A 26,707-nucleotide genomic window follows, 5' to 3' on the forward strand; every position below is an offset into this window, starting at 1 on the left:
CCGGCACCCGGACCAGCCCCTGGCGCCCCCACCATGTGGCGCTGGCAGGCATCGTCTACGCGCTACCTAGAAGGGGTGTGGTCTGGCGAGCGCTCTCGCCCCGGAGGGTGGCTGCACGGGCGTGATCGCATGGCGCCGCCTGTGCTAGTCACGACGGTCGTACTGCCTGACGAATCTGGGAGTCAACCGTCAGATCGTCAGCGAGGTGGCGGAAGTGAGCCGCTGACCTGGGGTGCTCGCGGAGAACTGCTGCAACGGCGGCTGCAGCCTCGTGTTGGAGGCTGGCCAGCCAGGAGCCGATCGGCCTTTGTGCGTTCCATTGATCCCACACGCCGTCCCAAGTGCACATCGCTTGCGTGGCCTCTTCGAGGAGGTCCCACTGTCGTTCAGAGGCTGAATAGGCGGCGATCTCATAGAGCCAGACCGTCACACGGGATGCCTCTCCGAATTGGACCCAGCGTCCAGTGGCGCCGTCTACATGCGCGCTCAGTGCCCCGAGGACCTCCTGCGCCTGGGCATCGTTCCGGGTGAGCGCTGGTCCGGCTTCGCGAGGGGTGAGCGCGGTGAGCGATCCAGTGTAGAGGTCGTAGTTGCCCGTGTGATCTGTGAGCAGCGTGAGGAAGGTGTCCGTAGCACCGGTAGCGCCGGCCTTGGCCTGAGCCAGAAGCGCAGCGGCTCGTTCGAGGGGATCCATCGGAACCGCTTCGTGTTCCCGGTTGATGAGATTCACAAGCTCGATGACGCTCTGAGGGCGTTGCACGGGATTCTCCTGTGATGCCGCTCTGACAATGTTGCGCCACGGGCCGGGGTCAGAAGCAGTTGTTTGTTCGGCAGTGGCATGTGGCCGGTCAGCGCCCAGGCAATCACTCTGCCGATGCTGTAGATGTCGCCGAATGCCTCGGGACGTTCCTGGCCGGCAAGTACCTCGGGCGCTGAGAAGCCTTCGGTGCCGATACCGACCGCAGTTCGGTCGACTTTGGTGGTCTGGCCACGAGGGCGTCGGACGGCTCCCCAGTCTGCTAGGACCCATCTGCCGCCCAGGCGGGGGATAGTTCGGCGGCTTGATGTCCCGATGGATCCATCCGTACTGGTGGGCCGCGTGCAGCACTGATGTCAGGGCGTCGACCAGGATGCGAAGCCCCTCGGGCTCTTTGAGGAGTTCCTTGTGCTCCTCAGCTGTGCCATCGGCCCAGGGCATCACGAACCATGTGTGATCGGCACCATGGTCCAGGATGGGCATGGCGTGCGGGTGTCCCTTGAGGGCAGTCCCCGCCTCGATTTCCCGCCTCATGCGGGCGATCTTCTGCTCCCGTGGGTACTTCTCGTGCAGCTGCTTGACCGCCACGGTGATTTCAGTGGTTTTGTGCATCGCCTTGAAGACGTCGGCCTGATTGCTGTCGGGCAGAGGGTAGGTGTCCCGCCGGTAGGCCTTGGGGCCACCGCACGCCTGGCTGCGCACTTGCTCGTATCCGTCCGGCTTGGCATTGGAGCTCCGGGTGCCAGTATCGGTCATCTCGTACGGGGCACCGCCCCGACCCTGTCGGTGGCCCGTAGGGTGAAGAGGTGAGCTGCCGGTTGTGGCGGTGGCGTCCACGCCCTGGCCGCCGGGCGTCTTCTGCTCCCGATGCCGGGTACCCGCACTGTCCACGTGCACGTCAGTTCGGTCCTGTACACGATCTCCCGAGAGGACATGCCTGATGCCTTCGCGGGATATCGCGACTACGGAATAGTCGGCATCCCTACGTTCGATGAGACTGCGTTCTTCCAGGTAGACGAGAGACTGGAGTTGTTCGCGCGATCGCATTGATCGAGTTGATCGCGCGATCGCCTTGACCACGTCCCCCGTCCTGGTGCGCACGTCTGTCCTTCAGGCGTGTCGCCCGCGGGCTCAACGGCCCCGTCGTTCGGGGATCTTCGGAAGGACCTTCTTGGCGATGTCGAGGAGAGCGGTGTCGTTCGGGAGGGCTCCGGACTCGCTCCACACGGTGATCTCGCAGTAGCCGCCGCGGTCACCACGGTCGAGGGCCACGGACAGCGTCCTCTCCAGGGGACCTTGTTCGACCGGTCCACCGGATCCGCCGCTGCCCCCGAGATTGAACTCGAGCTTCATGGTGTGGTCCGTCGAGAAGACCGCGGACCGGCCGTGAACCTTGAGCTTCTTGACGTCGGTCTCCTCCCCGTACTTCATCAGCTTCACGTACTGGTCGATCGACAGATCGTTGTACGTGGCCGAGACGTTCACGGTGTACGTGTCGAAGGCGACCTGGGCTTCCGGTCGGGCCACCTTCCCGTCCGTCAGCGGCGCGGTGTTGTCGCTGCCGGAAGCGGTGGTCGCCTTCTCGCCAGGGGTTCCGAGGAGCTCGGCCAGGTCCGGCCCGTTGAGCACCTCGCACAGCTCCTCACCGGTCACGGGCCGGGGCTTCTGCTTGAAGGCCTTCGGCAGTGCCTCGTGGGTCTCGTCCGAACACGAGGCGGGCGGCGTGGCGCTGACGTCGTCGGACGGCATGAAGCGCGGGCCCAGCCACAGCACCGCGCCGAGTACCCCGAAGAGGGCCACGGCGCCGACGGCCTGGGCCCACGGGTTGTGGTCCTTCTTGGGGGCGCCCGCGCCGGGACGCGGCCCGGTTCCGGCCAGGGCCTGCGCCTGCGCCTCCGCCTGAGACGGGGCCTGAGGCTGAGCCTGGGCCTGTGACATCGCAGGCTGAGGCCGATCCTGGGCCGGGGTGGCCGCATCGGCGGTCGCCCCGCCCGCGGCCGCCGCCGGGTTCGTGTTCCGACGCGCACGCAGCGCCTGGACCACCCCGTGGACACGTATCGCGGTGAACACGAGGAACACCAGACCGAACCCCGCCGCGACCAGACCGTGACCGGTCGCGGCGAGATACATGAGGCGTACGCCGAGAACGGAGCCGATCACGATGAGGAGGGGTTCGCGAACCCAGAACGGCAGGAGACGGATGAGGAAACCGAGCATCCGGAGATCTCATCAGACCATGATCGGATTCGCCATGACGGAAGCCACAATTCCGGGCATGTACAGGACCAAACAAGCGAGAAATGCCGAGCCGACGATCCCGAGGGGCGGGCTGGGCATCTGATCCGATCAGCGGGTGCGCGGACCGGCGCGGCCGTCGTCACGGTCGGTCCCGCGCCACCGCGTATCGAGTCGTTAGGCTGGGAGACATGACTGTTCTGCGGATGGACAACGTCGCCATCGTCGTCGACGACCTGGACGCGGCTGTCGCCTTCTTCACCGAGCTCGGCATGGAGCTGGAAGGCAAGGCGCAGATCGAGGGCCTCTACGCGGACCGCACCGTCGGACTCGACGGCGTCCGGAGCGACATCGCGGTCGTGCGGACCCCGGACGGTCACAGCAAGCTGGAGCTGACCAAGTACAACGCTCCGGCGTTGTCCGACGCCGGGCCGCGGAACCCGCCGCCCAACACCCTGGGCCTGCATCGCGTCATGTTCGCCGTCGACGACATCGACGCCACCATCGCCCGCCTGCGCGCCCACGGCGCCGAACTCCTCGGCGAGGTGGCCCAGTACGAGAACATCTTCCGGCTCTGCTACCTCCGCGGCCCCGCGGGGATCATCGTCGCCCTGGCCGAACAGATCGGCTGAGGCGGGCCCGTCGCGCGGAGGGTGTCGGCGGTCAGGACCGCTGCGACGCATGCGCGACAGAGGCAGTACGGAATGCTGTACGAGCCCGGGGTTCCGTCGGTGGACCGTTGCCGCGCAGGGTTCGTACGGTCTGCCGGTCGGATGCTGGGATCATCGGGCACGTGGCGGCCGACCGGTCCGGCCCGTAGCCCCCGAAGGAGACACCACGCCGTGGACGGCAACGTCTGGGACACCATCGAGCAACTCGCCCGCCGCTTCGAGGAACACGACACCGCGCTCGGCCTGGACCAGGCGGAGCAGTGGAGCCTGCAAGTGCTCAAGATCGCCGAGGAGACCGGGGAGGCGTCCCAAGCCGTCATCGGAGCCCGTGGCACCAACCCCCGCAAGGAGACCACGCCCTGGGCCGACGCCCACGCCGAGGTCGCGGACGTGGTCATCACGGCCCTGGTCGCCCTGGCGCGCATGCGCCCGGACGACGCCCCCGAGTACCTGGCCCGGCATCTGGCCGCCAAGTCGGCCAAGTTCCTCTCCCCGGGCCCCGTGGCGGTGCCGGCTCCGACGGACTCGGCATGACGGACGGACTGGCGAACGGAGGCGACGATGCCGCCGCCACGTCGCTCGCAGGACCAGGCGGCCACGTCATGACGACCGATTGGATCGCGGAAGCCCGACGCGTCGCTCGCGGAAGGCGCTTCGAGGAGCTCGGTTCTCCACCCGCGCGGCGGGATCCCGCTCCGCCGCCCCTGTCCGAAGCGGAGATCCGTGCCGCGGAGGCGGAGTTGGGCGTCACGTTCCCCGACCAGTACCGCGATCATCTGCTCCGGCACAGCGCCGGCGGTGCCGTGAACCGCCTCCGCCGATCCGCGGCGGGCTGGGGCTGGCAGGGGGATTCGACCACCAACTACGCCTTGCTCACGTCCGACTTTCCCCATCCCGACTCCTACCGCGCCTACGAGGACGAGCTGGACGAACGCGAGCCGCAGGCTCAAGACTTCGCGGATCCCGCCTGCCACCAGACGGCCTGGGACCAGTGGGACGCCGAGTACGAGGTGTTCCAGGAGCTCAAGACGTCCGGCGCCGTCTTCATCCAGGAGAACGGCTGCGGCTTCTCGACCCTGCTCGTCGTCACCGGTCCGCACCGGGGCTCACTCTGGTTCGACGGCCGGGCGACCTGCGACCGGATCCTTCCCATGAAGCTGGACGGCCGGCCCGTGTCGTTCACGGACTGGCTCCCGCGTCAGTGGCCGGACCTGGTCCAGTGGTGAACACGTCCGGCCCGGCACCGCGTTGAGCCGGACCGGCCGTCGGCTCACGGCAGGCCGGCCCGTGCACCGCGTACGGCGGCTGCTGGGACTCGGCGTCAGCCCGCGGCGGCGGTGAGTGCTCCGAGGGCGCTCGCCTGGGTCCGCCAGTCGGTCTGGTTGGGGAGGGTGCCGGCCCAGCGTTCACCGAGGGCGTTGAGGGAGGTGCGGTCCTGCGCCCACAGGGTGTCCGCCTGCTTCTGGACGTAAGCCTGGTAGGTGCTGGAACCGGTGGCCTTCGCGAGGTCGGCGAGGTTGCGCATGAAGATGCCCTTGAACTGCTTCTGGTTGTCGTCGCAGGAGGCCGAACCGAGGTCGCAGGACTCGGTGAGCACGCCGTCCCGGGTGAGCGCGGGGTTGCCGATGGCGGCATCGGCCAGGGTCCGCGCGGTGGCCAGCAGTGAACTGTCCCCGGTCGACTTCCACAGCTCGGTGAAGGCGCCGATGGCCAGTCCCTGGTTGTAACTCCACACGGTCCCACCGTTGTTGGCGCAGGCGGAGGTCAGCCCGTCGTTCACCAGCCCGGATGAATCGATCATCCCGCTGGACCTGTACCAGGCGGCGGCGGTCCTTGCTCGCTGGAGCCAGACCGTGTCGCCCGGGATGCGCTGGTGCAGCGCGGTGGTCAGCCAGAGGTACTGGCCGTTCGTGACGGCGTTCTTGTAGGTGCGTTCCCGGTCCCACCACACGCCGCCTCCGCAGGTGCCGGTGTCCCAGTACTGCTGGACGTACCCGGCGATGGTCACGGCCTCGTCGAGATAGCGGGAGTCGCCCGTGTGGTCGTACGCGTCGATCCAGGCGATGGCCCACCAGCCCGAGTCGTCGATGGAACGGCTGATGAAGTGGCCCTCGATCGTGTCCGAACTGCGCACGCCGGCGGCGAAGTTGCCCTTGTTCTGGTCGAAGGTGCGCGCGACGGCCCAGTCGTAGTCGTGTGTGCCGGTCGTCCTGGCGAAGTCGACGAGCGCGGTGAGCGTGGCGGCGGAGTTCCACCAACTGCTGGGCCACCAGCCGTTGTAGGGGTCGTACGAGGACATGAGCGCGTCCGCCGCGGCGCGGGCCCGGGTCGGCGCGGGCCTGACCCACGCGGTGCAACTTCCCTCCTGATGGCCGGCCTCGCGGCCGCACGCGCGGACCGCTCCGCCGTAGAGGAGGCCGCGTGGATCCCGGGTGGCGTACATCGTCGTACGGATGCCGGTGGCGCCCTGCGGCACGGCGGTGCGGCCGAGGGAGGAGCCGTCCGGCCAGGTCGAGCCGCCGTTCCAGGATCGGTCCAGCCAGATCTCGTCGCCGCCGGCACCGGATTCGATGCTCGCCCAGGCCATGGAGTTCTTCTGGTCGACGTGCAGGCGGATCGTACGGCCGTAGAGGGTGGCGGACGGCACGGGTTGGCCGTCGCCGGCCGCCTGGCCCGCGTCGGTGCGGTCGCAGAGCGTGTCGCATACGGTGGGGTAGACCCAGTCGGTGCAGCCGACGGCGGCGGCGTCGCCGCAGGCCCGCACCAGTCCGCGTCGGTGGTTGCGGGGATCGGTGATGTTGTACATCAACGTCCTGGTGCCGGTCCACGTACCGGGTATGGCGGCCTTGCCGAGCAGTCCGTCCCAAGTGGCACCGCCGTCCCAGGAACGGTCGAGCCACACCGAGTCGCCGGTCACGCCGCCGTCGATGCTGGCCCACGCCATGTCGTCCGCGTCGGAGACGTGCAGTTCGAGGCGGCGGCCGTTGAGGTTCTTGGCCGGGACCGGAAAGCTCTCCTGCCGCGCCTGCGAGGGGTCCAGGGTGTCGCAGGCCAGTACGCACACCTGGGTGGCGGCGGCCGCGGGAGACGCGGCCGGGAGGAGCACCGCACACGCGAGAACGGCCGCCAGGAGGAAACTGAGGAACCGCGATCCGACAACGATGTCGGCGCTGCGCAAGGTCACCGGAACTCGCCTCGATTTCACGATGGGGGATGCCGGGCGGCGGGCTCGCCCGAGGCCGACGGCGGCGTGGCGAGCCGTGCGGGCGGCGGTCGAACCTGGTCCGTACCTTCTTCAAGGAAGTGAATCCAGTTGGCGCGTTCCTGTCAATGTCACCAACAAGGCTTTCCCGTAAGGGAGTTCATGATGTCGGCGACCTCGACTCACGACCCACGGCCGGAGAACCGGGAGCCCGCGATCGGCGAAACGCCTACCATCACCTCCCATGCTCACCATGATCGTCACTGTCGGGCTGGCATTCCTCGGCTACCTCGCGACGTACGCCAACGGCCTGCGCCTCACTCAACGGCAGGCCCGACTGGACCGGGTCAACGCGCAGTTGAACAACTTCTACGGCCCTCTGTTCGCGCTGATGGAGTCCAACAGCCGCGTCTACGACACCTTTTCGGCGATGTACGCCCGCGAGGACGGCCGGGACCCGTTCGACCACGACATACCGCCGACCGAGGAGGAGCTCGTCCAGTGGCGCACCTGGGCCACGAGCGTGTTCATCCCCAACATCCGGGCGATGCGGGACGTCGTGGTCACCAGGGCGGACCTGCTCATCGAGGAGGAGATGCCCGAGGCGCTGCTGGACCTCTGCGCGCACGTGTCCGGCTACGAGATCACCGCCGCGCGCTGGGCACAGGGCGACTTCAGGGAGCATCTGTCGGTGGTGACCTTCCCCGGCCGCGGGCTGCGGGAGTACACCCGCGATCGCTTCACGCGGTTGAAGAGTGAGCAGGCCAGGCTGTTGGGGAACACCGCCCGTCGGCCGCGTCGGTGACCACGGGGGTGTGCGCTCCTGCCGCCCGGAGCAGCCGGATCGCCGCGATCCGCTGGTGGCGCGGACGATCCTCGGTCAGTCGTGCGCGGAGCAGTTCCAGCGGTACGCGGTCGGCCCACGGAAGCAGAGCCGCGGTCGCCTGCCTGACCACGACCGCCGACGGGTCGTCCAGCAGCGGCCGTACGTCGTCGATACGCACGGCGTCGAGCGCTCGAAGTCCCGCCACGGCGGAGGCACGCACCCCGGGTGCCGGGTGCGTGAGCAGCGGCCGGATCAGCTCCGCGTCCTCCCGGACCCCGCACTCGCCGAGTCCCGCCGCGGCGGCGGGACGGTTCGCCGGGTCGGCGCAGAGGGCGCGGTACAACGGTGCCGGGTCGGTGCCTTCTTGCCGCAGCACCCACCGGGCGCACGCCCGGACCACGGCGGACCGGTCGGTGAGATACGGCTCGGCGTCGGGGTGCCGCCCGGTGCGGCGCAGCGCCGTCACCCCCGCCGACCTGACCCGGGGCTGCCGGGACTCCAGCAGCGGCGCGACGACCTCGGCGGACCCCTCGGAGGTGCCTTCACCGAGGGTGGCCACGGCGGCTTCGGCGCACAGGGTCTGCACCACGACGTCAGGGTGGTGGGCGGCGGTCCGAGCGAGCCGCGGCGCGGGGAGCAACCGTCGCTCGACGGCGACCCGGTGCGCGAGGCGGGAAGTGGCCCGGTCGCGGCTGTCGAACAGCGCCTCGGTTCGAGCGGCCGGGCCCCCGCGCAGTGCGTCGGTCAGGAGTTCCTGGGCGAAGCCGCCCCTGGAGCGCCGACCGACGCGCAGGATCAGCGGGGCGTGCGCGGCCAGCCGGTCCGGGGGTGTCTCGGCCAGGATCCCGCGAGCCCGTTCGCGTACCGGTCCCACCCAGTCCGCGCAGCGGATGACGATCAGCGAGAGCAGGGCGGGCCGCCCCTCTGCACGGCTCAGCGCGGCGTCCCGGATGAGGCCGCTGGGGTGGCAGAGGGCGATGGCGATCTCGGCGTCGCCCGGCTTCCGGGACCACGTGACGGTGGGCGCGGACGACTCCGGGTCCCAGTACATCCGCCGTCCGGAGGGCGACGCGTTCGAGTGGAACAGCTCCGGCCGCCGCCGGGCCAGTCCGCGGACCTCGACGTCGAGATCGATCCAGGAGTCCGGCTCCGTCGCATCGAGCACCTGGTCCAGAGCAACCCCGGCAGCCAGTCGCCTGGCGCTCTCGTACGACTCGACGTCACTGGTCAGCATGGCCGAAGCCTAGACACCATCCAGTTGATCATGGTGGGGAGTGTGCCGGGGCACACTACGCTCCTGCCTGCTGCCAGGTCGATACGCTCCTGCTGCCAGGTCGATCGCCAGCCGGCCGGCTTCGTGAACGACCACAGGAGCATCATCGTGCCGCCCTTCGCCTACCGGATCACCAAGTACGATCCCGCCGACCGCGACGAGCAAGGCAGCTACGTCGGCGCCGAGGACACGATCAGTGACCACGGTCCGGTCGAAGCGGCCTATCTGCAGGCGGTCGCGGCCTTTGCCGAGGACACGGGGGTCGACCGGCTGCACATCCGTGAGCCCGGGGTCGTCGGCCTTGCGCACTTCGGGCGGGAGCCCGTCGTCGACGGCCACGGCCTCGCGGGGCTCTTTCCCTCCGATCTCCGTGGGTATCACGACGGCGCCGAGGTGTCGCTCTCCGTCAGTCTCGAGCTGGTCCGGGGCATGCTCCGGGACAACGGCGCCTGGTGCCGTCTGGAGGCCGAGGACAGGTTCGCCGTGCACGTCGGATGGGATCAGTACCTCTACGTCACCAGCGAGAATCCCTGCGAGGGCGCCCTCGTCCGCACCCGGGCGCTCGGACTCTTCCCGGAGCGGCTGGCGGTCTCTCCCTACGCTGCGGATCTCGACGAACCGGGCGTGCAGCAACCCGCCGACGAGGTCTTCTGGGCCCGGCTGCGCCGGTCCGTCGCCACGCGAGGGGCGGCCATCCTGGAGGAGGGACACGTCTTCAACGCATCCCGCTGGCACCGTCTCACCGAGGACAACCTCGACGCGGTACGCGGCACACTCGCCCCTCGCGCCCGACTGACCGTCTGGCCGGACCTGTCCGACGACGTCGACGCGGTCCTCGCCGCGCTGCCGGACGACGAGACGGTGGAGTTCGTCTGGGAGGACGAGGACGGGGTGATCTCCAGCGTCGTCGCCGACGAGACCGAGCATCGGGAACTGACCGCCCGGGTCGCCGGAGCCCGGGCCGCCGCGGCGCTGTCCCTGTACGTCGACGAACGCCACCCTCTGTTCACCGCGGTCCTGCCCGACAGCGACGGCGTCCTGCGTGCCCGATGGAGGACCGAGCCGACGCCGAGCGACCTGAACTGGGCGTTCCTGAAGACGCTCCGCCCTGGTGACACCTGCACCGGAACCGTCACGAGGATCGCCCCCTTCGGCGTCTTCGTGGACATCGGGGGCTTCACCGCGCTGATCAACATTCCCGAGCTGTCCCGGCGGCCCGTCCAACACCCCTCCGAGGTCGTCGGCCTCGGTCAGCGGATCTCGGCCGTCATCCTCGGCGTCGACCTGGTGACGGAGCGGGTGACACTGTCCCTCAAGGCGCTGGAGCGCTGACACGGCTCAGGATGCACTCCGCCCCGCCGGTGCCGGGGAGTCACGCCGCTGGCCCACGTACCGCGTTGTCGTCCGTCACCTCGTACACCTCGATCCGCAGCACCTCACGGACGTGTCCCGGAACCTCCTGCCAGGGGCCTCCGGCATCGTGGAATCCAGCGACGTGCTGCCGGTCGCACTAGGGTCGTGGCCCATGACCGTGCTGCGTGGCGCCTCCGTCGTTCTCCGGCCCACCGTCCCCGAGGACATCCCCGCCCTGGCCGCCATCCGGGCGACTCCGGAAGTACGTGCGCGATGGCGGGGCGGGGACGATCTCGAGGCGGAGCTCGCGACCGATCTGCAGGACCCGGACACCCATTGCCTGACGGTGGAGCACGACCGGCGGATCGTCGGCATGATCCAGTGGTACGCCGAGGAGGAGCCGGACTACCGGCACGCCGGCATCGACCTCTTCCTCGATCCCGCGGTGCACGGCAGGGGCCTGGGCACCGACGCCGTACGAACCCTGGCCTGCCATCTCGTCGATGTCCAAGGCCACCACCGGCTCATCATCGACCCGGCGGCCGACAACGACGCCGCGATCCGCTGCTACGCCAAGGTCGGCTTTCGCCCGGTCGGCATCATGCGGCGCTACGAGCGTGGCCTGGACGGCAGTTGGCACGACGGCCTGCTGATGGACCTTCTGGCCGACGAGGTGGTGCGCTGATCGCCGTCGGCCGTCGGCCGGGCTGTACAGGCGCCCGGGGACCGCGATAGCGTCGCACTGACGAGAATTCTCGTCAGTGCGACGCTATCTGTTGCGCGGTGTTACTTGTTTCGAGGGGGAGCCATGACACAGGCACTGCTCGCCGGGCGGTACCGGCTCAAGGACGTGCTGGGGCGCGGCGGCATGGGGGTCGTCTGGCGCGCGGAGGACGAGCGGATCGGCCGGACGGTCGCGCTGAAGGTGCTGCCGTCCGCGTACGGCGTGCCGGCCGCGCAGGAACGGCTCGCCTCGGAGGCCAGAGCGCTCGGGCGGATATGGGATCCGCGGGTGGTGGCGGTGCTCGACTACGGGCAGGACGCGGACGGCACGGTGTTCGTGGTCATGGAGCTGGTCGCCGGTCACACCCTGGACCGGGCCGCCGCCGGTGCGCCGGTGCCCTTGATCCTGGACTGGGCCGGGCAGATCTGCCGGGCCCTGGAGGTCACGCACGCCGCCGGACTGCTGCACCGTGACATCAAGCCCGGCAATGTGATGGTCACCCCCACGGGGACCGTCAAGCTCCTGGACTTCGGCATCGCCCGGTTCGTCCGGGAGCCGGACCAGGCGCACCCGCTCACCCTCGCCGGTCAGGCCGTCGGAACACCCGCCTACATGGCACCCGAACAGCTCGGCGCGCCCGGAACCACCGACGGCAGGGCCGATCTGTACGCCCTGGGCTGCGTGTTGTACGAACTGCTGACCGGCGCCCGCCCCGAATGTGGCGGCCTCTACGAGAGGAAGCTGCCGTCCCCGCCCTCCCTGCACTCCCGCGAGCCGCTGCCTCCCGAGGTGGACGGACTCGTCCTCGCGCTGCTCGCCCCGGAGCGGGCGGACCGGCCCGCCGACGCGGGAACGGCGTGCGCCATGGTCGGGGCCGCGATGGACGCGTGGAGCAGGACGCACGGACCGGCCGGCCTCGGGTCCGACGCCCCCACGCCGCCCGGCGGGGGCGCCGGTGGCCCTGGGGACACGCCCGGCACCCCGTCCCCGTACGACTCGACCGTCCTGCTGGACGGCGTGGCGCCCTCCCCCGTGCGGGGCGGCGCGGTGGCCCGGACACGGGTCATGCCGATGTCACTGTCCGGCCTCGACCGTGTCCGCGAACTGGCCGACTGGCAGCGCGGGCACCGGGAGGCGTGCCGCGACCCGCGTACACCCGCCGTCAAGGAACTGCGCCACCTCGTCGAGGACCTGGTCTACCTCCCGGAAGGCCTGCTGGCCCACATCGACCTGTCCGGCCTGAACCTCGACAGCGCCGTCCTCATCCAAGGGAGGCTGGCCGGAGCGCGCCTGACGGGCACTCAACTCTCTTTCGCCCTCATGCCGTTCGCCGATCTGCGGGAGGCCCACCTCGCCGGTGCGGACCTCGCGGGCACCTACCTCGGCTCGGCGAACCTGGTGGGCGCCGACCTGTCGAACGCCCAGCTCTACACGACCCACCTCACGGAGGCGAACCTGGCGGGGGCCCGTCTGACGGAGGCCAACCTCGTGTCCGCGGTGCTGTCCGACGCCGACCTGAAGGGCGCCGACCTGCGCGGCGCGATCCTGCACGGCGCCTCACTCCGCGACGCCCGACTGAGGGGAGCCGATCTGTCGGGCGCCGACCTGCGGGGCACCGACCTCGCGGGCGCGGACCTGAGCGGTGTGCACTGGTCCGTCGAGACCTGCTGGCCGTTCCCGTCGACCGCCCTGCGGAAGCTGTCGTACTCCTCGCAGGCCCCGGGCGGATTCGTCCTGCCCGACCCGGGCACGTCGTGGAAGCTTCGGCGACTGCTGGACGGGGACGACGGGCCGTAGCGCGCGGTGGCGCCCCGACCGCCGCCGGCCCCCTCGGCTGCCGCCCCGGCCTCAAACCGGTGTGAGCCGGCGGCGGCCGTCTGCCATTCTGCGGGGCATGCCCGCGCGCGATCGAAGACTGCCCCGCCACCGTTCCTGGCCCTTGAGCACCACCGACGTCGAGGAATGCCTCGGCCCGTACATGAGCCGCGTGTCGGACCTGCGTTTCCTCACGGGGCAGGGCGGTGAGCCCATCGTCCTGGGCGTGGCATGGGTCGCTCCGCTCTCGCGCAACCACGGCCGCGGCATCCATCCGGACACGGTCGGCTTCCGTATAGACGTCCACCCGGTCGATGCCACGGAACGCGCCGCCACGCGCGCCCTCCTGAAGGCCCGTGCGCTCCCCCAACTCCACGCATGGATCGCGCGGGCCAGCGCCGCCGACGAGACCTGGCGACTGACGCCGCACGAGCACCACTGGCGCCTTGCCGACGGGCGTCTCACCCGGCACGACGAGGAGTGACGTCCGGCTCGGCCCGGGACGCGCGGCGCTGCGTCCGCGTCCCCACTCCCCCGGTTCGGCGTCCACCGCCATGCCGAACGTTCGAACCCTGACGTGCGGGTGGGCGTCGGGCAGGGAACCTACGCGTAGCGCTCCAACAGAGCGGCGATGTAGGCCTCGAGCCTGGAGGTCAGCAGGGCCGGGGTCAGATCGGTGCGGCCGAGTTCGCGCCAGGGGACGGCGACCTTCTCCGCGTCCGGGGCGAAGGCCAGGGCGTCGAGGAGCCGCCAGTACAGATGCGCGTCGTGCCGTTCGGCAAGTCGCCCTCCCACGGCGAGGTACCGGTCCGCGAAGCTCATCCCCAGGGGAACACCGTGCAGCAGGGCCAGGGCAGTCGAGCAGTGGGCCACGTCGAGATCGGCCGGGCCCCATGAGGTCTCCACCCAGTCGACCACACCGCTGAGGCGTACGTCGTTCCCCTCGCCTTCGAACAGGACGTTGCCCGGGTGGAAGTCACGGTGCAGGAAGCACGGTTGGTGATGCGGAGGATCCTGCCGGATGACGTCGACGGCCCGCTGCCACAACTCCGGCCGCACCGTGGCCTCAGGGAGCGTCACCCGCTCCGGTGAGGTCCAGGCCTGCCAAGTCCGCGGTCTCGACTCCGCGGAGACTTCGATCCGATGGATGCGCAGCAGTTGCGCGGCCAGCAGATCGGCCCGGCGCTCGGCGCCCCGGTCGTCCAGACGGACGGCCCCGGGCAGCGACGACATCAGCAAGGACGGGTGATCGCAGTACGTGCCGGCCGCGTCCACGTCCACGAGCTCGGCCGCGGGGACGGACGTGGTTCCGAGCAGGCGCAGCATCGCGGCTTCGCGGGAGAGCAGACCGTTCGCGTGCCGTACGAAGAAGGGCTTCTCGAAGGAGCGCAGGACCAGGTCCCGTCGGCCGTCCGGCCCGGAAACGCGGAGCCTGCGCATGTGCGAGGTCCAGCCGCCGCGCAGGCGCTCGGCACCTTCCATCCGCTCGCCGGGGGCTAGTCGCTTCTCCACCCACGCTCGTGTCGCACCCCACCCGTCCGCCTCGTTTCGGTCACCGTCGCCGTCGCAGTCTCCGTCTCGAGCGCTGTCCTCACTCCTGATCACACAGGCGAGGCTATCGGCACCGTGGGAGGCCGATCCTCCGCACGGGGGCCGTCACGACAAGGTGATGGAGTCCGTCCTTCACGAATGTTCAGCGGTGCGAACGGCCGTCAGTGGCCGTCGGGGCCGTGCGGTTCGTCGGACAGCAGGTCGGCGGCGTGGCCGTCGAGTGCCTGCTGCATGTCGGCGGAGCGGGGCAGCATGGTCTTCTCGTAGGCCAGGACGGCGTCGCCGATGGTCTCGTGGTGGGCGAGCGCGAGGGCGAGTTCGCAGGCGTCGAGCATGGCGAGGTTGACGCCGACGCCCAGCGGGGGCATCAGGTGGGCGGCGTCCCCGAGCAGGGTGACGGTGGGGTCGTGCTCCCAGCTGTGCGGGACGGGAAGCGCGTACAGCGGACGGTCGACGTAGAGCCCGTTGTTGTGACTGAGCATCCGCCGCAGGCGGGGCGACCAGCGGCGGTAGCGGTCAAGGAGGAGGTTCCGGATGCCGTCGGTGTCCTCTGCGGTGAGGCCGGCGGCGGTGATCCAGTCGGCGGGGACGCGCTGGATGACGTAGACGCGGATGTGGTCGCCACTGCTGCGCTGGGCGAAGAGCCCGCGCTCGCCGTCGGCCGCCGCGGCGCTGCCCTGGCCGACGAGTGCGGCGATGTCGGGGTGCCGGTCGTCGACGTCGTGGAACCACGCTTCGAGGAAGCTGATTCCGGTGTACTGGGGGGTCGCATCGGAGAGGACGCGGCGCACCTTGGACCAGGCGCCGTCGGCGCCGATGACGAGGTCGGCCTCGACGGTCGTGCCGTCGGTGAAGCGCAGCAGCCGGGGTCCCTCAGAGGGGCCGTCGACGGAACGCAGGGTGTGGCCCCAGCGCACGGTGCCGGGCTGGAGGGAGTTCAGGAGAAGGTCGCGCAGTTGCCCGCGGTCGATCTCCGGCTTGAACCGCTCGCCCGCCTCGGGGACGTGGTGGAAGCCGATCGTGCCGGCCGCGTGGTCCAGTTGCCGCATCTCCTGCCCTTCGGGGCGGGCCATACGGAAGAAGTCGTCCAGCAGCCCGGCCTCGCGCAGCGCGATCTGGCCGTTGTCCTCGTGCAGGTCGAGCGTGCCGCCCTGGTTGCGGGCCTCCGGGCCGGTCTCGTGGTCGTAGACCGTGGCGCCGATGCCGTACCGCTGGAGGATGCGGGCGCAGGTCAGACCGCCGGGACCGGCTCCGACGATGGCGATGCGGGGGGTGCGTTCGGTGTTCATGGTGGTGCTCCGTTCATGAGAGAGGGGATCCGCCGCGGGCGGGACTGATCGCTCCGTTCGCACAGCGGGAAACGCGGTGCGGGTGTCGGGGCCGGGCACTGCCTCACGGCCACCACAACAGAAAAGCACACCGAGTCCATAAGTGCAACGACTCAACTTTTTGAGCGAGGCAACCAATGATGCTAGATTTGCTCCATGCCTGAAGCCACCCGCCCGAGCGATGGCGCTGCTGCCCCCGTGGGGCGTCGCGAGCGCAAGAAGGCGGCCACCCGCCAGGCCATCGCCGATGCCGCCCTGCGCCTGTTCCTCGACCGCGGGTACGACGACGTCGGCATCCGTGAGATCGCCGACGCCGCGGACGTGTCGACCACCACGCTGTTCAAGCACTTCCCCGTCAAGGAGGCGCTGGTCTTCGACGAGGAGGCCGATCAGGAGGCCGACCTCCTCGCCGCCGTACGCGAGCGGACCGCCGGTCAGTCCATCCCGAACGCCCTGCGCGAGCACGCGCTGCACCACCGCAGAGCGGGCGCCGACAGCGATCCCCGCTTCACGACCTTCCTCGCTCTGGTGAACAGCACACCGGCGCTGCGCGACTACCACCAGGCCATGTGGCTCCGCCACACCACCGCGCTCGCCGAGGTGATCGCCGAAGAGAGCGGCCTCCCCGCGGGCGATCCGGCCTGTACCGCCCTGGCCCACTTCGCCCTCGAAGCACCACACGCCGCCCGCTCCCATGACGACCCTCAGCAGGTCATCACGAGAGCCTTCGACCTGCTCGACAGCGGCTGGCGGGAACTCACCTGAGACCGCGATCTCACCGGAGGTGAGGCGCCGACCGCGTCAGCCCCATTTGATGCGGTCCTTCGGGAAGTTCTCGGCGCCACGGACACCGGGGTGGTTCCGTGGCGTGCCGACGCATTGGATCCGCAGGTCCGGCATGCGCTCGAGCCCCGTCAGATCGGCCTCCCAGCCGAGGCCCGTGACCCCGAGCGTGAGTCGGCGCAGGGCCGGAAACACGGTCGGCAGGTGGGTCAGGTCGATCTCCTTGAGCCCGTGATCCGCGTGCACCATGAGCCCGAGGTGGTTCACTCCGCCGTGGCCGAGACCCGAGGGCAGGCTGAACTCCCGGGCCTCGCAGGAGACGGACAACTGTGTGAGGGCGGGCAGTGCCTCGAGCATGCCGATCCCTTCGACCGCGGAGCCGGTGAGCCAGACCTGGCTCAGACTCGTCCACTCGGTCACGTGGGCCTGCCAGTCGAGCGGCATGGACGTGAGCGCCAGATCCCGTACCCCGGGCAGCGCGGGCAGGGTGAACCGGAGCTTCTCGTACTCCCGATGGGGTCTGAGGATCATGGAGGCGAGGAACAGCGGGTCACTCGTGGTCGGGGCGATGCCGAGAAGGAGGCTGGTCAGCCCCCGTACCTCGCCGAGAAGATCGAAGGACTTGGTGTACCTGAGGGCCGTGGGCGTCCAGTTCAGCAAGGTGGTCCGATGACGGTTGGCGAAGTCGACGACCTCTTCGAGCGGCACGGCCACACGTACGGTCAGACCCTCGACCGAACCCAGGACGCGGGCCTGGCCGAGCTGCGCGGTCGAGTCGGCCACCAGCCGGGAGACGTCCAGACCGGCGAGCACGGCATCGGCGTATTCCTGACCCGGACAGTTCTCCCAGATGCCGACGAGGACCGAGGCGAGCTTCTTCCGCTGCTCGAACGGCATCTGGGACAGAAAGGCGAGGGCCTCGGAACCACCCAGTCTGCCGGCCAACTGGGCGGCGCTCCGGCAGAGGTCCATGTCCTGCCAGTCGAAGTCGCGTTGCAGAGCGGAGAGCAGGTCGGGGCCGACCGAGGCGTACCGGTCGGTCTTGTGCGGGAGCCCCTCGTCCGCGGACCCCGTGGGTTGTGACGGAGTCTTCTCCGGCCCCGCTGTGAGTGCCATGCTCTCCTCCTTCGCCGCGGCCCGGAAGGCCTTGGCGACGCCCGCGATCAGGGCCCCGCGGTCCTCCTCCTCCATCTGCACCGCGTAGGGAATGCACGACGCCGCGGCCAGCCGCATGCGGGCACGCTGATCCCGGTTCGTCACCAGTCGTGCCTTGCGCCGCAACTGGGCGACGAACTCGCGGGTGTCGGCGAGGTTGCACTGGCTCATGGCGAAGCGCAGTACGTCGTCCCACATCTCCTCCCCGGCGTGACCGGCGAGTTGACCGAAGGATCGCTGGGCGACCAGATCCGTGGCCGCGAGATAGTCCTGGAAGGTGCGGTGGCTGAAGCGCAGCGTGTCCTCGGCCGGGGCGACGAGAAGCCCGCTCCGCTCGTGCAGGGCCTTGCGGATCTCGCCGGGCGTGTGGGCGCCGGGCTCCCGTCCCAGACTCGGCAGCCGGCTCCGCACCTTCTCGTCGAAGCGCGACAGGGTGATCTCCCGTTCGCCCTCCGCCGTCAGGTAGCCGGCGATCCAGGAGAGAACCGCCCTGCGTTGATCGATGTCCAGGCCCGGCAGCGGCTCGGGCACCTCGCGGTCCGCGTCGCGCAGCCCGAGCATCATGTCCACGGTCCGCGCGTACAGCTCCTGCCGGAACCGCGGGAGCCGGGTGCCGTGGACCTCGTGCAGTTTGCACAGCACGGCGCAGAGCAGCGGGGTCGCGGCGAGCGCGGAGAGATCCGACGACGCGTTGATGTGACGGGTCAGGGAGATCTCGTACCGGGACAGACGGTCGATGCGCCGGTCTCGCTCCTCGTCCGTGAGCCGCGAGGCGCTGACCCCGAGGATGGCCGCCCGGTGCCATTTGTGGATGAGCTCCGCCCGTTGGTCGGCGTCGAGTTCGACGAGCTTCAGCTCCACGAAACCGAGGCTGGCGGGCGGGTACCAGTTCTCCAGCGCCTCGGGGCGTCCCGTCACGATGACATGCAGGGCGGGGAACTCGCGCAGGAGATCGCCGATCCAGCGCAGCACGCCGTCCCGGTGCCCCTCCAGCACCTCGTCGAGGCCGTCCACGAGCAGGAGCGCCCGCTCCTGGCCGAGCATCCGGCGAATCCACCCGTCCGGCGGGGCGACGTCACTCGCCATCCCGCTGAACTCGAGGAACTGCCCGATCCTCGGTGGAACCCCGTCGCGTCCCTCGACCCGTTTCCATCGCGGCGCGTACATGTCCCGCAGGCGCAGCAGGAAGGGAATGCGGTCGTTGAACGGCGCGAGTTCGCCCTTGCACGAACCGCGCGCCATCGAGACGGCGAGCCACTCGAGGAGGGTGGACTTCCCCGCTCCCGGGCTGCCTCTCAGCAGCAGCCTCGAGTTCTTCGCGATCAGGGGCTCGACCGGTCTGGTCTGCTCGGCGTTCGACGACAGGCGGAGCGACGGAACGCCCGCGCGCAGGCTCACGTACGCGTGGTCGATGCCGATGTCGTCCTCGAGGTGGCCCTGGAGGCCGAGCCCGAACAGCTCGATGTGCCCGTAGCGGCGGATCGTGTCGCTGCGGTACGTGTCGAGGAACGCGGCGTCGCGTGCGTCCGACTCCGTGAGCGGCGGTGAGGGCCGGACCCGGAACAGTGCGTCGGCGAGCGGCGCTCCCTGGAACAGGGCGCTGATGGGGCTCGCCTCCAGCCGGGAGTGGTTCCAGCCCGTCGAGTCCCGCACGACCACGCCGATCAGCCAGCGGCCCGCGTGGAACACCGGCGCGCCTGACATCCCCCTCCAGGGTTCCTGGCCCGTCGGCGCGTGTCCGTCGAGTTCCAGGGAGAGGTAGCCGTGGTTGTCCCCGCTGTTGGGCGCCACCTTGAACGCCGCCTCGAGCGGGGCGACTCCGGCGGTCGCGCGCGTCATGACGGCCGGCAGACCGAGGGCCGAGCAGGAGTCGAAGTGCGCGTCCGCCGCCAGCTCGCGCAGCGGCACGGCGGTCAGTTCGTCCGGTGCGGCGAGATCCTCCGCCGTGAGGAGTACGGCGATGTCCTTCTCGATCCTGACCACTTCCGCGGTCGTCACGCGCAGGGTGTGCAGCCGGCACACGCGGAGGTCCTCGGCCGGAATGTCGTCCACCACGTGGCCGGCCGTCAGGACCACACGGCTGTTGAGGAGGTATCCGCTGCCGCGCACCTGGTCGTCTCCCGTCATCAGGGCGACCAGGTGGAGGCGGCTGGGGTGCCGGACGGCGGCCGTCATCGGACGATGCGGTGGACGGAGTCGGTGTTGCGGATCTCGGGGCTCTCGCCGGTGGCGGCGGACACCGGCGTGAGGTTGAGCGTCACCCGATGAGTGTGCGCCGCGGACCGCTTGCGCTCCGCGTCGGCGGAGACGACCCACGCCCTGACCCCGCCCTTGGCGGTCCGGTCACGGGTCAGCGTGACGGTGAACTCGAGTTGGATGGGGCCCACTTGGAATCGGACGTCCGAGTCGGGGTCGGACGCGGCCGCCTCCGTGATCTGCGTACGCAGCGCCTCCACGGCGGCCACCAGCTCGACGGAAGTCCCGGCGGGACCGTCGTCCGGTCTGCCACGAGAGAACCACATCTCGCCAACTCCTCCCCCGGACACAGCATTTGGGACACATCATGATGAGCCCCGAGGCGTGGCCGAGCAAGACCGTCTTCCCCGGCGCCCCCACCACTCCCGGTGCTGCCCCGGTGCTCTCCGTCCGGCCCGGTGACGGTTCGGAGGCCGATCTCGGCGCTCAGCCTTCGTACAGGCCGACGCCCTGTCCGATCGCCGCCCGCGTCAGTACGTCCGCCAGTTCCTCCGGGGTGGAGAGCATCGGGTAGTGGCCGGTGGGCAGTTCGAAGAAGGTGACTCCGGGCTCGGCGAGTTTGGCGAACCGTGGCAGGCCGGTGCCGTGCAGGGTGCGGGCGAGCTCCAGGCTGAGGCCGTTCGCGAGGCAGAAGACCCCGGTGGTCGGGAGCTTGAGCCAGGCGCCGGTCAGCTCGATCGGCTCCGTGACGGTCCGGACCGGCTGCGGGGTGGCCAGACGGTGGTAGCGCTCCCGCTCCGCCGGCGGGACGGCGTGCAGCGCCGGGATCTCCTCGGGCACCGGGACGACGCCGCCGAGGGCGCGGTCGAGCAGGCCGAGCTGCGGCATCTGTGCGACCACCGACTCACCCGGCTCCGGGAAGCCGGTGTCCACGAACACCACCCGGGCGACCTGTCCGGGGTACCGGTCGGCCGCCGCGAGGGCGGGAAAGATGCCGTAGCTGTGCGCCACCAGCACGATCCCCGGGCCCTCGGCGTCCAACAGCGCCGCCACGGCGTCGGCGTGCTCGCCGAGTCCGACGCCCGCGGGGTCCTCCTCCCCCGCCCGCTCAGCCATGCCGGGCAGGGTGACCGGAAGCGCCCGGTGCCCTCGCGCGGTCAGCTCGGCGGCCACGGCCTCCCAGGCCCAGCCACCCATGAAAAGCCCCGGCACCAGCAGAAACGTCGTCATGACAGACCTCTTTCGAAACGTCTTGTGTGGTCGGTCAGGACCGTAGGACCTCCCCTGGGGGGAGATTCCAGCCGTTGCCGGCGCGGCGCGGGGCGCCTGTCGAGACGGTCGGTGCCCGGCAGGCACGCGGCCTTCGCACCCGGGCGTACGGAACGGGATGGCCGGGCCGTGCCCTCGACCGTGCGGACGGAGGGAAATGAGTGGCGTCGGTGACGCCCTGTTGTTTGGATGCCCGGCGTGACTTCTGCTGAATTCGACGATCATCCCGAGCGGGCCTCGCTGGACCGGCTCGAGGGGTACTACGACGCGGTCCCACGCCACGGCGCCCGCGCCGAGGACTTCGGGCCGCTCACCTTGTTCGTACGGGAGGGAGAGGGCTGGCCGTTCTACGCACGACCCGCACGGGGATGGTCCGGACCCGTGGAGACCGCCGACGTGCGAAGGGTCCGTGCCCGGCAGCGGGAGCTGGGGATCCCGGAGAGTTTCGAATGGGTCGCCGAGACCACGCCCACCCTGCGGCCGGCAGTCGAGGAGTCGGGCCTCGTGGTCCACGAGCATCCGCTGATGGTGCTCGATCCCTTCACACCGGCAGCCCCGGTGGAGAGGTCGTCCGGTACCGCGTCGGTACGGATCGTGGGCGCGGACGATCCGACGCTGCCCAGCGCCCTGGCCGTTCCTCACCTCGCTTTCGCCGAGCCCGGAACCCGCGTCGGTCTCGCCGGAACAGCGCAGTTGGCGGAAGCGGTCGAGGCCTGCGCCGCCGACGGAACGGTGGAACGAGCGATACGGCGTGTCGAGGCAGGTCTGACCGTGGTCGCCGCGGCCGTCGAGCAAGGGGTCGCGCTGTGCGCGGGACAGCACCAGCCGCTCGCGGGAATCAGCGAGGTCGTCGGCGTCGGAACGCTTCCCTCGGCCCGCCGCCGCGGGCTCGCCCACGAGGTCACCGCGGCCCTGGTGACCGACGCCCGGTCGCGGGGCGTGGACACCGTCTTCCTGTCGGCCGGTGACGACGACGTCGCGCGAATCTACGCCCGACTCGGCTTCCGCAGGATCGGTACGGCACTGATCGCCGAACCCGCCTCATAGGTCCGCTCCGGCAACTCCCGCTCGGGCGCGGCCCCTCGATCGCGGAACTCTCTGACGTGGGGGCGGTGAGAAGCAGGACCGCCGGACGTCAGAGAGCCGCGAGCCAGGCGGCGGTCTCGTCCGGGTGGGCGAAGCGCAGAGTCGTGAGCGGGGAGAAACGCGGGTCACGGGTTCGGCGTTCGAGCTCCTGGCGGCGGGTGGCGTACTGCGACCAGGACCACCAGACCGGGTGCTCCCGGCTCAGCCACCCCCGCCAGGTCTCCCGGTTGCCACCGAACAGGGTCTCCCGACGGGCGGAGCGGCGCAGCGAGCGGCGCACCACGCGGGGCGCGACCACGTGCCTCGGATAGTCGAGCCAGACCACCGTGTCCGCCCTGCCCCACAGGAGATCGCGCACCTCCGGGTGGCCGAGGGAGTCCACCACCCAGCGGGGCTCCGCGCTCAGCCGCGCCACGTCCTCGGCGAACGTGCCGTTCACGGACCAGCCGGGGCCGTCGTAGTAGAGCGCGTCCATCTCGTGGTACACCAGCCCCAGCCGCTCGCCGAGCGCACGCGCGAGCGTGGACTTCCCCGCGCCCGTGACCCCCACCACCAAGATCCGCTCCACGACGGCAGCCTATCCGGCACCTCCTGGTGTCCTAGAGGGTGCGTCGGCGGCTGTGTTCGGCCGACAGGTCCGCGGCGGCGCGGGCGGCGTGTTCGGCGAGATGGGCCGATCCCCAGGCGCGCGCCGTGCGCTCGGCCAGGGCGTAGGCGTCCGCCGCCCGTCGGTGTTCGCCGAGGAAGCGGTGGAGGTCGGCGAGGGCGTGCGCCAGGGGTCGGCTCGCGTAGGCGACGCCGACCGCACCCGCGAGCTGGTTCCGCAGTGGCTCCAGGTGAGCGGTGAGCGCCACCGCGCCCTCGTGGTCGCCGAGGAGCACGGCGAGCTGGGCACGGAAGTCCAGTTCGAGACCGTAGAGGTGGTCGCGCATCGGGTCCGGGGGCACGGGTACGGCTCGCGCCTCGTCGAGCCGGCCGAGGCGGGCCAGGACCAGGGCCCGCGCCACCGAGACCGAGCTCCCGGCCGACTCGTACACGGCGTCCACCAACGGCTCGATGTCGGCCGCGCGGTCCTGGAGGAGTCGCATGCTGATCAGGCCGAGCGTGCGCAGCCCGGCCGCGTGATGGGCTCCGACCCGCTGGAGCAGGGTGTCGGCCTCCGCGTAGGCGGCCTCCGCCGCGTCGAAACGGCCGGTGACGGCGGCCAGCATCGCGGAGGCGGCGGCGTTCAGCCCCTGCGCCCACACCAGACGGTAGCGGCGGGCGAGCACCAGCCCCTCGGCGGTGTGGCGGCGCACCGCGGCGGGGTCGTTGCGGGCGGCGGCGGTCATCGCGTCGAGGTGCTCGCAGACCCAGCGGTAGGCCGGCAGGTCATGGGCGTGCGCGAGGCCGCGCAGCTCCTCGGTGAGCGGGGGCCGGACCTCGGCGTGGGCCTCGTGCGGCAGCAGCCTCGCCGACGTCATCAACGCGGCCGCCATCAGCCGTGGTTCACCGTCCGTGCGGGCCAGGGCGAGCTGGTCGCGGGCCGCCTCCCGAGCGCGGGGAGCGTCCTCGCCCGCGACCGCGTCGACGAGTACCTGGAGGACCCGGGCTCGCGTGGGCCCGTCCAACTCCTCGTCGCGCGCGAGGCGTTCGAGGCGGGCCAGGGTCGTCCGGTCGTAGGGTCCGTCCAACCGGCTGCGCCAGGGAGTGGGTTCGGTCCAGGCGCCGTAGACGGCCGCCACCAGGTCACCCCGGTCGGCCTGCTCGGCGAGTTCGACCGCACGCCGCCGGGTACGGCGGGCGGCGTCCGTGGCGCCGGTACGGACCTGGGCGCCGAGGAGGCGGACCAGCAGCTCGATCAGCCGGTCCGGCGGAGTGCCTTCGCCCGCCGCCGTCGTGTGGGTGTCGATGGCCTGCTGGATCAGGGTGACGGCGACGTCGTGGGCGTACCGGCGTTCGGCGGCCTCGGCGGCCCGCAGCGCGTAGTCGACGGCGAGCGGGGCGTCCTCCGCCCTGCCCGAGTGCGCGAAGTGATGAGCCAGGGCGGCGAGTTCACCGGGGCGGTGCCGGCGCAGCAGCCGTGCGACGCGGGCGTGCAGCCGCGCTCGTCGTACGCCGGACAGGTCCGCGTAGACGGTGTCCCGCACGAGGGCGTGGACGAACCGGACACGGCCGGGGCGCGGTTCGGCCAGCAGTCCGGCAGCGAGTGCCGCGTCCAGTCCGTCCAGGACCTCGTCCTCCTCCCCGTCGGAGGCGTCGACGAGCAGACCGGCCTCGGCCTCCAGGCCCAGCACGGCGGCGAGTTGTACGACCGTCCGGGCCGCGCCGGGCAGCAGCGCGAGGCGCCTGCGCAGCACGTCCCGTACGCCCTGGGGCACCTCGGAGACGGCGACCAGAGCCCCTTCGTCGGCCAGGAGGCGCGCGCTCTCCCGGACGTAGAAGGGGTTCCCCCCGGTGCGTTCGGCGAGCGCGGCCATGGTCGGCTGGTCAACCGGTCCTCCGCAGACCGCTTCCACCAGGGTCGCGGTGTCCTGCGGGGCCAGACCTCCGAGCGCGATCCGGTGCGGGGCGGCGGGGGCCAACTGGGCCAGGGTCTTGAGGAGATGGTCGCCGCCGTCCGAAGGGCGGTAGGCGGCGACGGTGAGCAGCGGGACGCCCGTGACCGCCGCGGCGGCCTCGACGAGGGCCAGCGTCTCGGCGTCGGCGCGGTGCACGTCCTCCAGCAGGACGGCGAGCGGCGTCCCGCCGGCCGCCTGGCGCAGCCAGGCGGTGAAGGCCCGGTGCATGCGGAATCGGCCGGCCGCCGCCTCGTCCCCGGGGACGGCCGGGCCGTCCCCCGACTCCCGCAACAGGACCGCGAGTTCGTCCGGTGCGGCCGGGGGCACCTCCCGGGCGAGCGCGCCGAGCGCCTCGACCCAGGCCCAGGCGGGCGGGGCGCCCTCGTACTCGGGACAGCGCCCGATCACGACGCGCCAGCCGGACCGCCGCAGCCGGGCGGCCGCCTGGTCGAGGAACGCGGACTTGCCCGCACCGGCCTCACCGGTGACCAGCACGATGCCACCGCGCTGCCACGCGGCCCGGGCCGCGGCGTCCAGGGCACGCAACTCCGCGCCCCGGCCGACGAACAGGCCGGGTCCGGCGGACGGTGGGGCGATACGGGCGGGCGGCCGCACCGCGGGTGCGGCGGCGCGTGCGGGCGGCACGACGGCGGGCGCCGGCAGCCCGCCAACGGATCCGGGCGGCAAGGCGCCCGCTACGGACGGAGCGGCAGCGGTCATGAGCTTCAGAGCGGCCGGTGCGAGAGGCAGAGCGGCCGGTGCAGGCGGCTGGGCCGTCGGTTCGAGCGGCAGAGTGGCCGGGACGGGCGGCTGGACGGTCGGTCCAGGCGGCTGGACGGCCCGTACGGGATGCTGGAGGTTCGGCGCGAGCGGTAGAGCGGCCGGTACGAACGGTGGATCGGCCGGCGCGAGCAGCGGGACACCCGGTACGGGCGGCTGGACGGTCGGCGCGAGCGTTGGAGCGGCCGGTACGAACGGCGGATCGGCCGGCGCGAGTCGCAGGACACCTGGTACGAGCGGCTGGACGGTCGGCGCGTGCGGCTGGGCGGCTTCCGGGGTCGCCGCGCGCAGGAGGTCGAACCGTCCGGTGAGGACGGCGCGTTCCAACTCCCGCAGGGCGGGGCCGGGATCGCAGCCGATCTCGTCGCGCAGCACGGCGGTGGCACGGCGCAGCGAGGCCAGGGCGTCGGCCTGTCTGCCGCAGGCCCACTGCGCCAGGGCCAGCAGCCGCCAGCCCTCCTCGCGCAGCGGACTCTCCTCGACGAGCCCCTCCGCGTCGCACGCGGCCTGCGCGGCCCGGCCGGTGGCGAGCTCGGCGGCGACGGCGAGTTCGCGTGCCTCGGCGCGCAGTCCGTCGAGCCGGGCGACCTCTGTGGCGGCCCAGGGTTCGTCCGCGTGCCCCGCGAAGGCCGGCCCCCGCCACCAGCCGAGCGCCTCGGCCAGCCGTACCCGCGCCTCCTCGGCCGGAGCGTCGCGGGCCCGGCCGACCCAGGTCTCGAACCGCCACGCGTCCACCGCGTCCGCGGGCAGTGTGAGGGCGTACCCGGGCGAGGCCGTGACCAGGGCGGTGGCCGGGGTGCGGGGCGGCCGTCCCGGCTCCAGGCAGCGCCACAGGTTCGACAGATAGGCGTGCAGGGACACCAGCGCCTTGGCCGGCGGTTCGCCCCGCCACAGCGCGTCCGTCATACGGTCCACGGGTACGACGCTGCCCCGGGCGGCGATCAGCAGCGCCAGGACGGCGCGCTGTCGTGGAGCACCCAAGGCGACCGGTTTCCCGGCGACTTCGGCGCCCAGCGGACCCAGGACTCGCAAGCGCAGCACGCCCGCCGAATTTACCCGAGACCTGCGTGTCTTCCGTCAACGGACGATAAACGCCCGCCGCTTCGGATGCCTGTCAGGCCCGGCCCCGGGCGGCAGAAGTGCGCGGAGGCGGACCGCCAAGA

General features: G+C 71.2%; 21 protein-coding genes. 10 read left to right on the top strand and 11 right to left on the bottom strand.

Translation table 11 applies throughout. From position 1 onward, the window contains the following. Nucleotides 1-148: 148 nt before the first annotated feature. Together ACZ4TO_RS31440 and ACZ4TO_RS31445 are read right to left on the bottom strand one after the other, a co-directional pair. Nucleotides 149-1,837 (bottom strand): protein kinase domain-containing protein, encoded by a 1,689-nt coding sequence (locus ACZ4TO_RS31440; RefSeq protein WP_468026002.1) that lies wholly within the window; start codon nucleotides 1,835-1,837, stop codon nucleotides 149-151. Between the two features lie 51 nt (nucleotides 1,838-1,888). Then, nucleotides 1,889-2,974, bottom strand: a complete 1,086-nt coding sequence (locus tag ACZ4TO_RS31445) for a DUF6215 domain-containing protein (protein WP_468026003.1) — start codon at nucleotides 2,972-2,974, stop codon at nucleotides 1,889-1,891. 209 nt (nucleotides 2,975-3,183) lie between these two features. On the opposite strand from ACZ4TO_RS31445, the gene ACZ4TO_RS31450 reads away from it, so the two are divergent. From ACZ4TO_RS31450 to ACZ4TO_RS31460, 3 genes are all read left to right on the top strand, one after another. Continuing rightward, entirely contained in the window at nucleotides 3,184-3,624 is a 441-nt protein-coding gene (locus ACZ4TO_RS31450; protein ID WP_468026004.1) for a VOC family protein, read from the top strand. Between the two features lie 210 nt (nucleotides 3,625-3,834). Next, nucleotides 3,835-4,197, top strand: coding sequence for a MazG-like family protein (locus tag ACZ4TO_RS31455; RefSeq protein WP_468026005.1), 363 nt, complete (start codon nucleotides 3,835-3,837; stop codon nucleotides 4,195-4,197). Between the two features lie 68 nt (nucleotides 4,198-4,265). Further along, a complete protein-coding gene (locus tag ACZ4TO_RS31460; protein WP_468026006.1) occupies nucleotides 4,266-4,889 on the top strand; it encodes an SMI1/KNR4 family protein in 624 nt (207 codons plus the stop codon). A 95-nt stretch (nucleotides 4,890-4,984) separates the two neighbouring features. Here the strand turns inward: ACZ4TO_RS31460 and ACZ4TO_RS31465 are convergent, their stop codons facing one another. Beyond that, nucleotides 4,985-6,607: a glycoside hydrolase family 76 protein gene (locus tag ACZ4TO_RS31465; protein WP_468026145.1), complete on the bottom strand. Its 1,623-nt coding sequence runs from the start codon at nucleotides 6,605-6,607 to the stop codon at nucleotides 4,985-4,987. 502 nt (nucleotides 6,608-7,109) lie between these two features. Here ACZ4TO_RS31465 and ACZ4TO_RS31470 point away from each other — a divergent pair. Then, on the top strand, nucleotides 7,110-7,670 hold the full coding sequence (locus ACZ4TO_RS31470; protein WP_468026007.1) for a hypothetical protein: 561 nt from the start codon (nucleotides 7,110-7,112) through the stop codon (nucleotides 7,668-7,670). Here the strand turns inward: ACZ4TO_RS31470 and ACZ4TO_RS31475 are convergent. Next, a complete protein-coding gene (locus ACZ4TO_RS31475) occupies nucleotides 7,606-8,925 on the bottom strand; it encodes a hypothetical protein (protein WP_468026008.1) in 1,320 nt (439 codons plus the stop codon). The two genes, ACZ4TO_RS31470 and ACZ4TO_RS31475, sit on opposite strands and share 65 nt — an antisense overlap. Nucleotides 8,926-9,072: 147 nt before the next feature. Here ACZ4TO_RS31475 and ACZ4TO_RS31480 point away from each other — a divergent pair, with 147 nt between their 5' ends. The 4 genes from ACZ4TO_RS31480 (at nucleotide 9,073) to ACZ4TO_RS31495 (ending at nucleotide 13,340) form a co-directional block, all read left to right on the top strand. Continuing rightward, nucleotides 9,073-10,296, top strand: coding sequence for a S1 RNA-binding domain-containing protein (locus tag ACZ4TO_RS31480; protein WP_468026009.1), 1,224 nt, complete (start codon nucleotides 9,073-9,075; stop codon nucleotides 10,294-10,296). A 193-nt stretch (nucleotides 10,297-10,489) separates the two neighbouring features. Continuing rightward, nucleotides 10,490-11,002: a GNAT family N-acetyltransferase gene (locus ACZ4TO_RS31485; protein ID WP_385047279.1), complete on the top strand. Its 513-nt coding sequence runs from the start codon at nucleotides 10,490-10,492 to the stop codon at nucleotides 11,000-11,002. A 123-nt stretch (nucleotides 11,003-11,125) separates the two neighbouring features. Then, nucleotides 11,126-12,838, top strand: coding sequence for a serine/threonine-protein kinase (locus tag ACZ4TO_RS31490; protein ID WP_468026010.1), 1,713 nt, complete (start codon nucleotides 11,126-11,128; stop codon nucleotides 12,836-12,838). Between the two features lie 142 nt (nucleotides 12,839-12,980). Then, nucleotides 12,981-13,340 (top strand): hypothetical protein, encoded by a 360-nt coding sequence (locus ACZ4TO_RS31495; RefSeq protein ID WP_468026011.1) that lies wholly within the window; start codon nucleotides 12,981-12,983, stop codon nucleotides 13,338-13,340. A gap of 119 nt (nucleotides 13,341-13,459) precedes the next feature. On the opposite strand, the gene ACZ4TO_RS31500 is transcribed toward ACZ4TO_RS31495, so the two are convergent. Together ACZ4TO_RS31500 and ACZ4TO_RS31505 are read right to left on the bottom strand one after the other, a co-directional pair. Continuing rightward, complete coding sequence (locus ACZ4TO_RS31500; RefSeq protein WP_468026146.1) at nucleotides 13,460-14,338, bottom strand: phosphotransferase family protein; 879 nt, start codon at nucleotides 14,336-14,338, stop codon at nucleotides 13,460-13,462. Between the two features lie 230 nt (nucleotides 14,339-14,568). Beyond that, nucleotides 14,569-15,696, bottom strand: a complete 1,128-nt coding sequence (locus tag ACZ4TO_RS31505; protein WP_468026012.1) for an FAD-dependent oxidoreductase — start codon at nucleotides 15,694-15,696, stop codon at nucleotides 14,569-14,571. Nucleotides 15,697-15,891: 195 nt separating this feature from the next. On the opposite strand from ACZ4TO_RS31505, the gene ACZ4TO_RS31510 reads away from it, so the two are divergent. Next, nucleotides 15,892-16,500 (top strand): TetR/AcrR family transcriptional regulator, encoded by a 609-nt coding sequence (locus tag ACZ4TO_RS31510; RefSeq protein ID WP_382778621.1) that lies wholly within the window; start codon nucleotides 15,892-15,894, stop codon nucleotides 16,498-16,500. Between the two features lie 36 nt (nucleotides 16,501-16,536). Here the strand turns inward: ACZ4TO_RS31510 and ACZ4TO_RS31515 are convergent, their stop codons facing one another. From ACZ4TO_RS31515 to ACZ4TO_RS31525, 3 genes are all read right to left on the bottom strand, one after another. Then, nucleotides 16,537-19,848 (bottom strand): NACHT domain-containing protein, encoded by a 3,312-nt coding sequence (locus ACZ4TO_RS31515; protein ID WP_468026013.1) that lies wholly within the window; start codon nucleotides 19,846-19,848, stop codon nucleotides 16,537-16,539. Continuing rightward, nucleotides 19,845-20,195, bottom strand: a complete 351-nt coding sequence (locus tag ACZ4TO_RS31520; protein WP_382778623.1) for a trypco2 family protein — start codon at nucleotides 20,193-20,195, stop codon at nucleotides 19,845-19,847. The genes ACZ4TO_RS31515 and ACZ4TO_RS31520 overlap by 4 nt, the downstream gene beginning before the upstream one ends. Before the next feature lie 160 nt (nucleotides 20,196-20,355). Next, the gene (locus ACZ4TO_RS31525; RefSeq protein WP_468026014.1) at nucleotides 20,356-21,099 is read right to left on the bottom strand and encodes an alpha/beta fold hydrolase; all 744 of its coding nucleotides are present in this window, start codon (nucleotides 21,097-21,099) and stop codon (nucleotides 20,356-20,358) included. 237 nt (nucleotides 21,100-21,336) lie between these two features. On the opposite strand from ACZ4TO_RS31525, the gene ACZ4TO_RS31530 reads away from it, so the two are divergent. Beyond that, nucleotides 21,337-22,185, top strand: a complete 849-nt coding sequence (locus ACZ4TO_RS31530) for a GNAT family N-acetyltransferase (RefSeq protein ID WP_468026015.1) — start codon at nucleotides 21,337-21,339, stop codon at nucleotides 22,183-22,185. An 88-nt stretch (nucleotides 22,186-22,273) separates the two neighbouring features. Here the strand turns inward: ACZ4TO_RS31530 and ACZ4TO_RS31535 are convergent, their stop codons facing one another. Then, nucleotides 22,274-22,792 (bottom strand): P-loop NTPase family protein, encoded by a 519-nt coding sequence (locus ACZ4TO_RS31535; RefSeq protein WP_468026016.1) that lies wholly within the window; start codon nucleotides 22,790-22,792, stop codon nucleotides 22,274-22,276. Between the two features lie 31 nt (nucleotides 22,793-22,823). Further along, a complete protein-coding gene (locus ACZ4TO_RS31540) occupies nucleotides 22,824-26,585 on the bottom strand; it encodes a BTAD domain-containing putative transcriptional regulator (protein WP_468026017.1) in 3,762 nt (1,253 codons plus the stop codon). Nucleotides 26,586-26,707: the final 122 nt, after the last annotated feature.

Source organism: Streptomyces sp. NPDC028298 (assembly GCF_055565895.1).

What these genes read in the sequence shown, in the direction of transcription:
- ACZ4TO_RS31490 (WP_468026010.1), top strand. Translation starts at nt 11,126, where the DNA reads ATGACACAGGCACTGCTCGCCGGGCGGTACCGGCTCAAGGACGTGCTG.
- ACZ4TO_RS31485 (WP_385047279.1), top strand. Translation starts at nt 10,490, where the DNA reads ATGACCGTGCTGCGTGGCGCCTCCGTCGTTCTCCGGCCCACCGTCCCC.
- ACZ4TO_RS31465 (WP_468026145.1), bottom strand. Translation starts at nt 6,607, where the DNA reads ATGGCGTGGGCCAGCATCGACGGCGGCGTGACCGGCGACTCGGTGTGG.
- ACZ4TO_RS31470 (WP_468026007.1), top strand. Translation starts at nt 7,110, where the DNA reads ATGCTCACCATGATCGTCACTGTCGGGCTGGCATTCCTCGGCTACCTC.
- ACZ4TO_RS31510 (WP_382778621.1), top strand. Translation starts at nt 15,892, where the DNA reads ATGCCTGAAGCCACCCGCCCGAGCGATGGCGCTGCTGCCCCCGTGGGG.
- ACZ4TO_RS31450 (WP_468026004.1), top strand. Translation starts at nt 3,184, where the DNA reads ATGACTGTTCTGCGGATGGACAACGTCGCCATCGTCGTCGACGACCTG.
- ACZ4TO_RS31525 (WP_468026014.1), bottom strand. Translation starts at nt 21,099, where the DNA reads ATGACGACGTTTCTGCTGGTGCCGGGGCTTTTCATGGGTGGCTGGGCC.
- ACZ4TO_RS31500 (WP_468026146.1), bottom strand. Translation starts at nt 14,338, where the DNA reads ATGGAAGGTGCCGAGCGCCTGCGCGGCGGCTGGACCTCGCACATGCGC.
- ACZ4TO_RS31460 (WP_468026006.1), top strand. Translation starts at nt 4,266, where the DNA reads ATGACGACCGATTGGATCGCGGAAGCCCGACGCGTCGCTCGCGGAAGG.
- ACZ4TO_RS31515 (WP_468026013.1), bottom strand. Translation starts at nt 19,848, where the DNA reads ATGACGGCCGCCGTCCGGCACCCCAGCCGCCTCCACCTGGTCGCCCTG.
- ACZ4TO_RS31505 (WP_468026012.1), bottom strand. Translation starts at nt 15,696, where the DNA reads ATGAACACCGAACGCACCCCCCGCATCGCCATCGTCGGAGCCGGTCCC.
- ACZ4TO_RS31475 (WP_468026008.1), bottom strand. Translation starts at nt 8,925, where the DNA reads ATGCTGACCAGTGACGTCGAGTCGTACGAGAGCGCCAGGCGACTGGCT.
- ACZ4TO_RS31520 (WP_382778623.1), bottom strand. Translation starts at nt 20,195, where the DNA reads ATGTGGTTCTCTCGTGGCAGACCGGACGACGGTCCCGCCGGGACTTCC.
- ACZ4TO_RS31445 (WP_468026003.1), bottom strand. Translation starts at nt 2,974, where the DNA reads ATGCTCGGTTTCCTCATCCGTCTCCTGCCGTTCTGGGTTCGCGAACCC.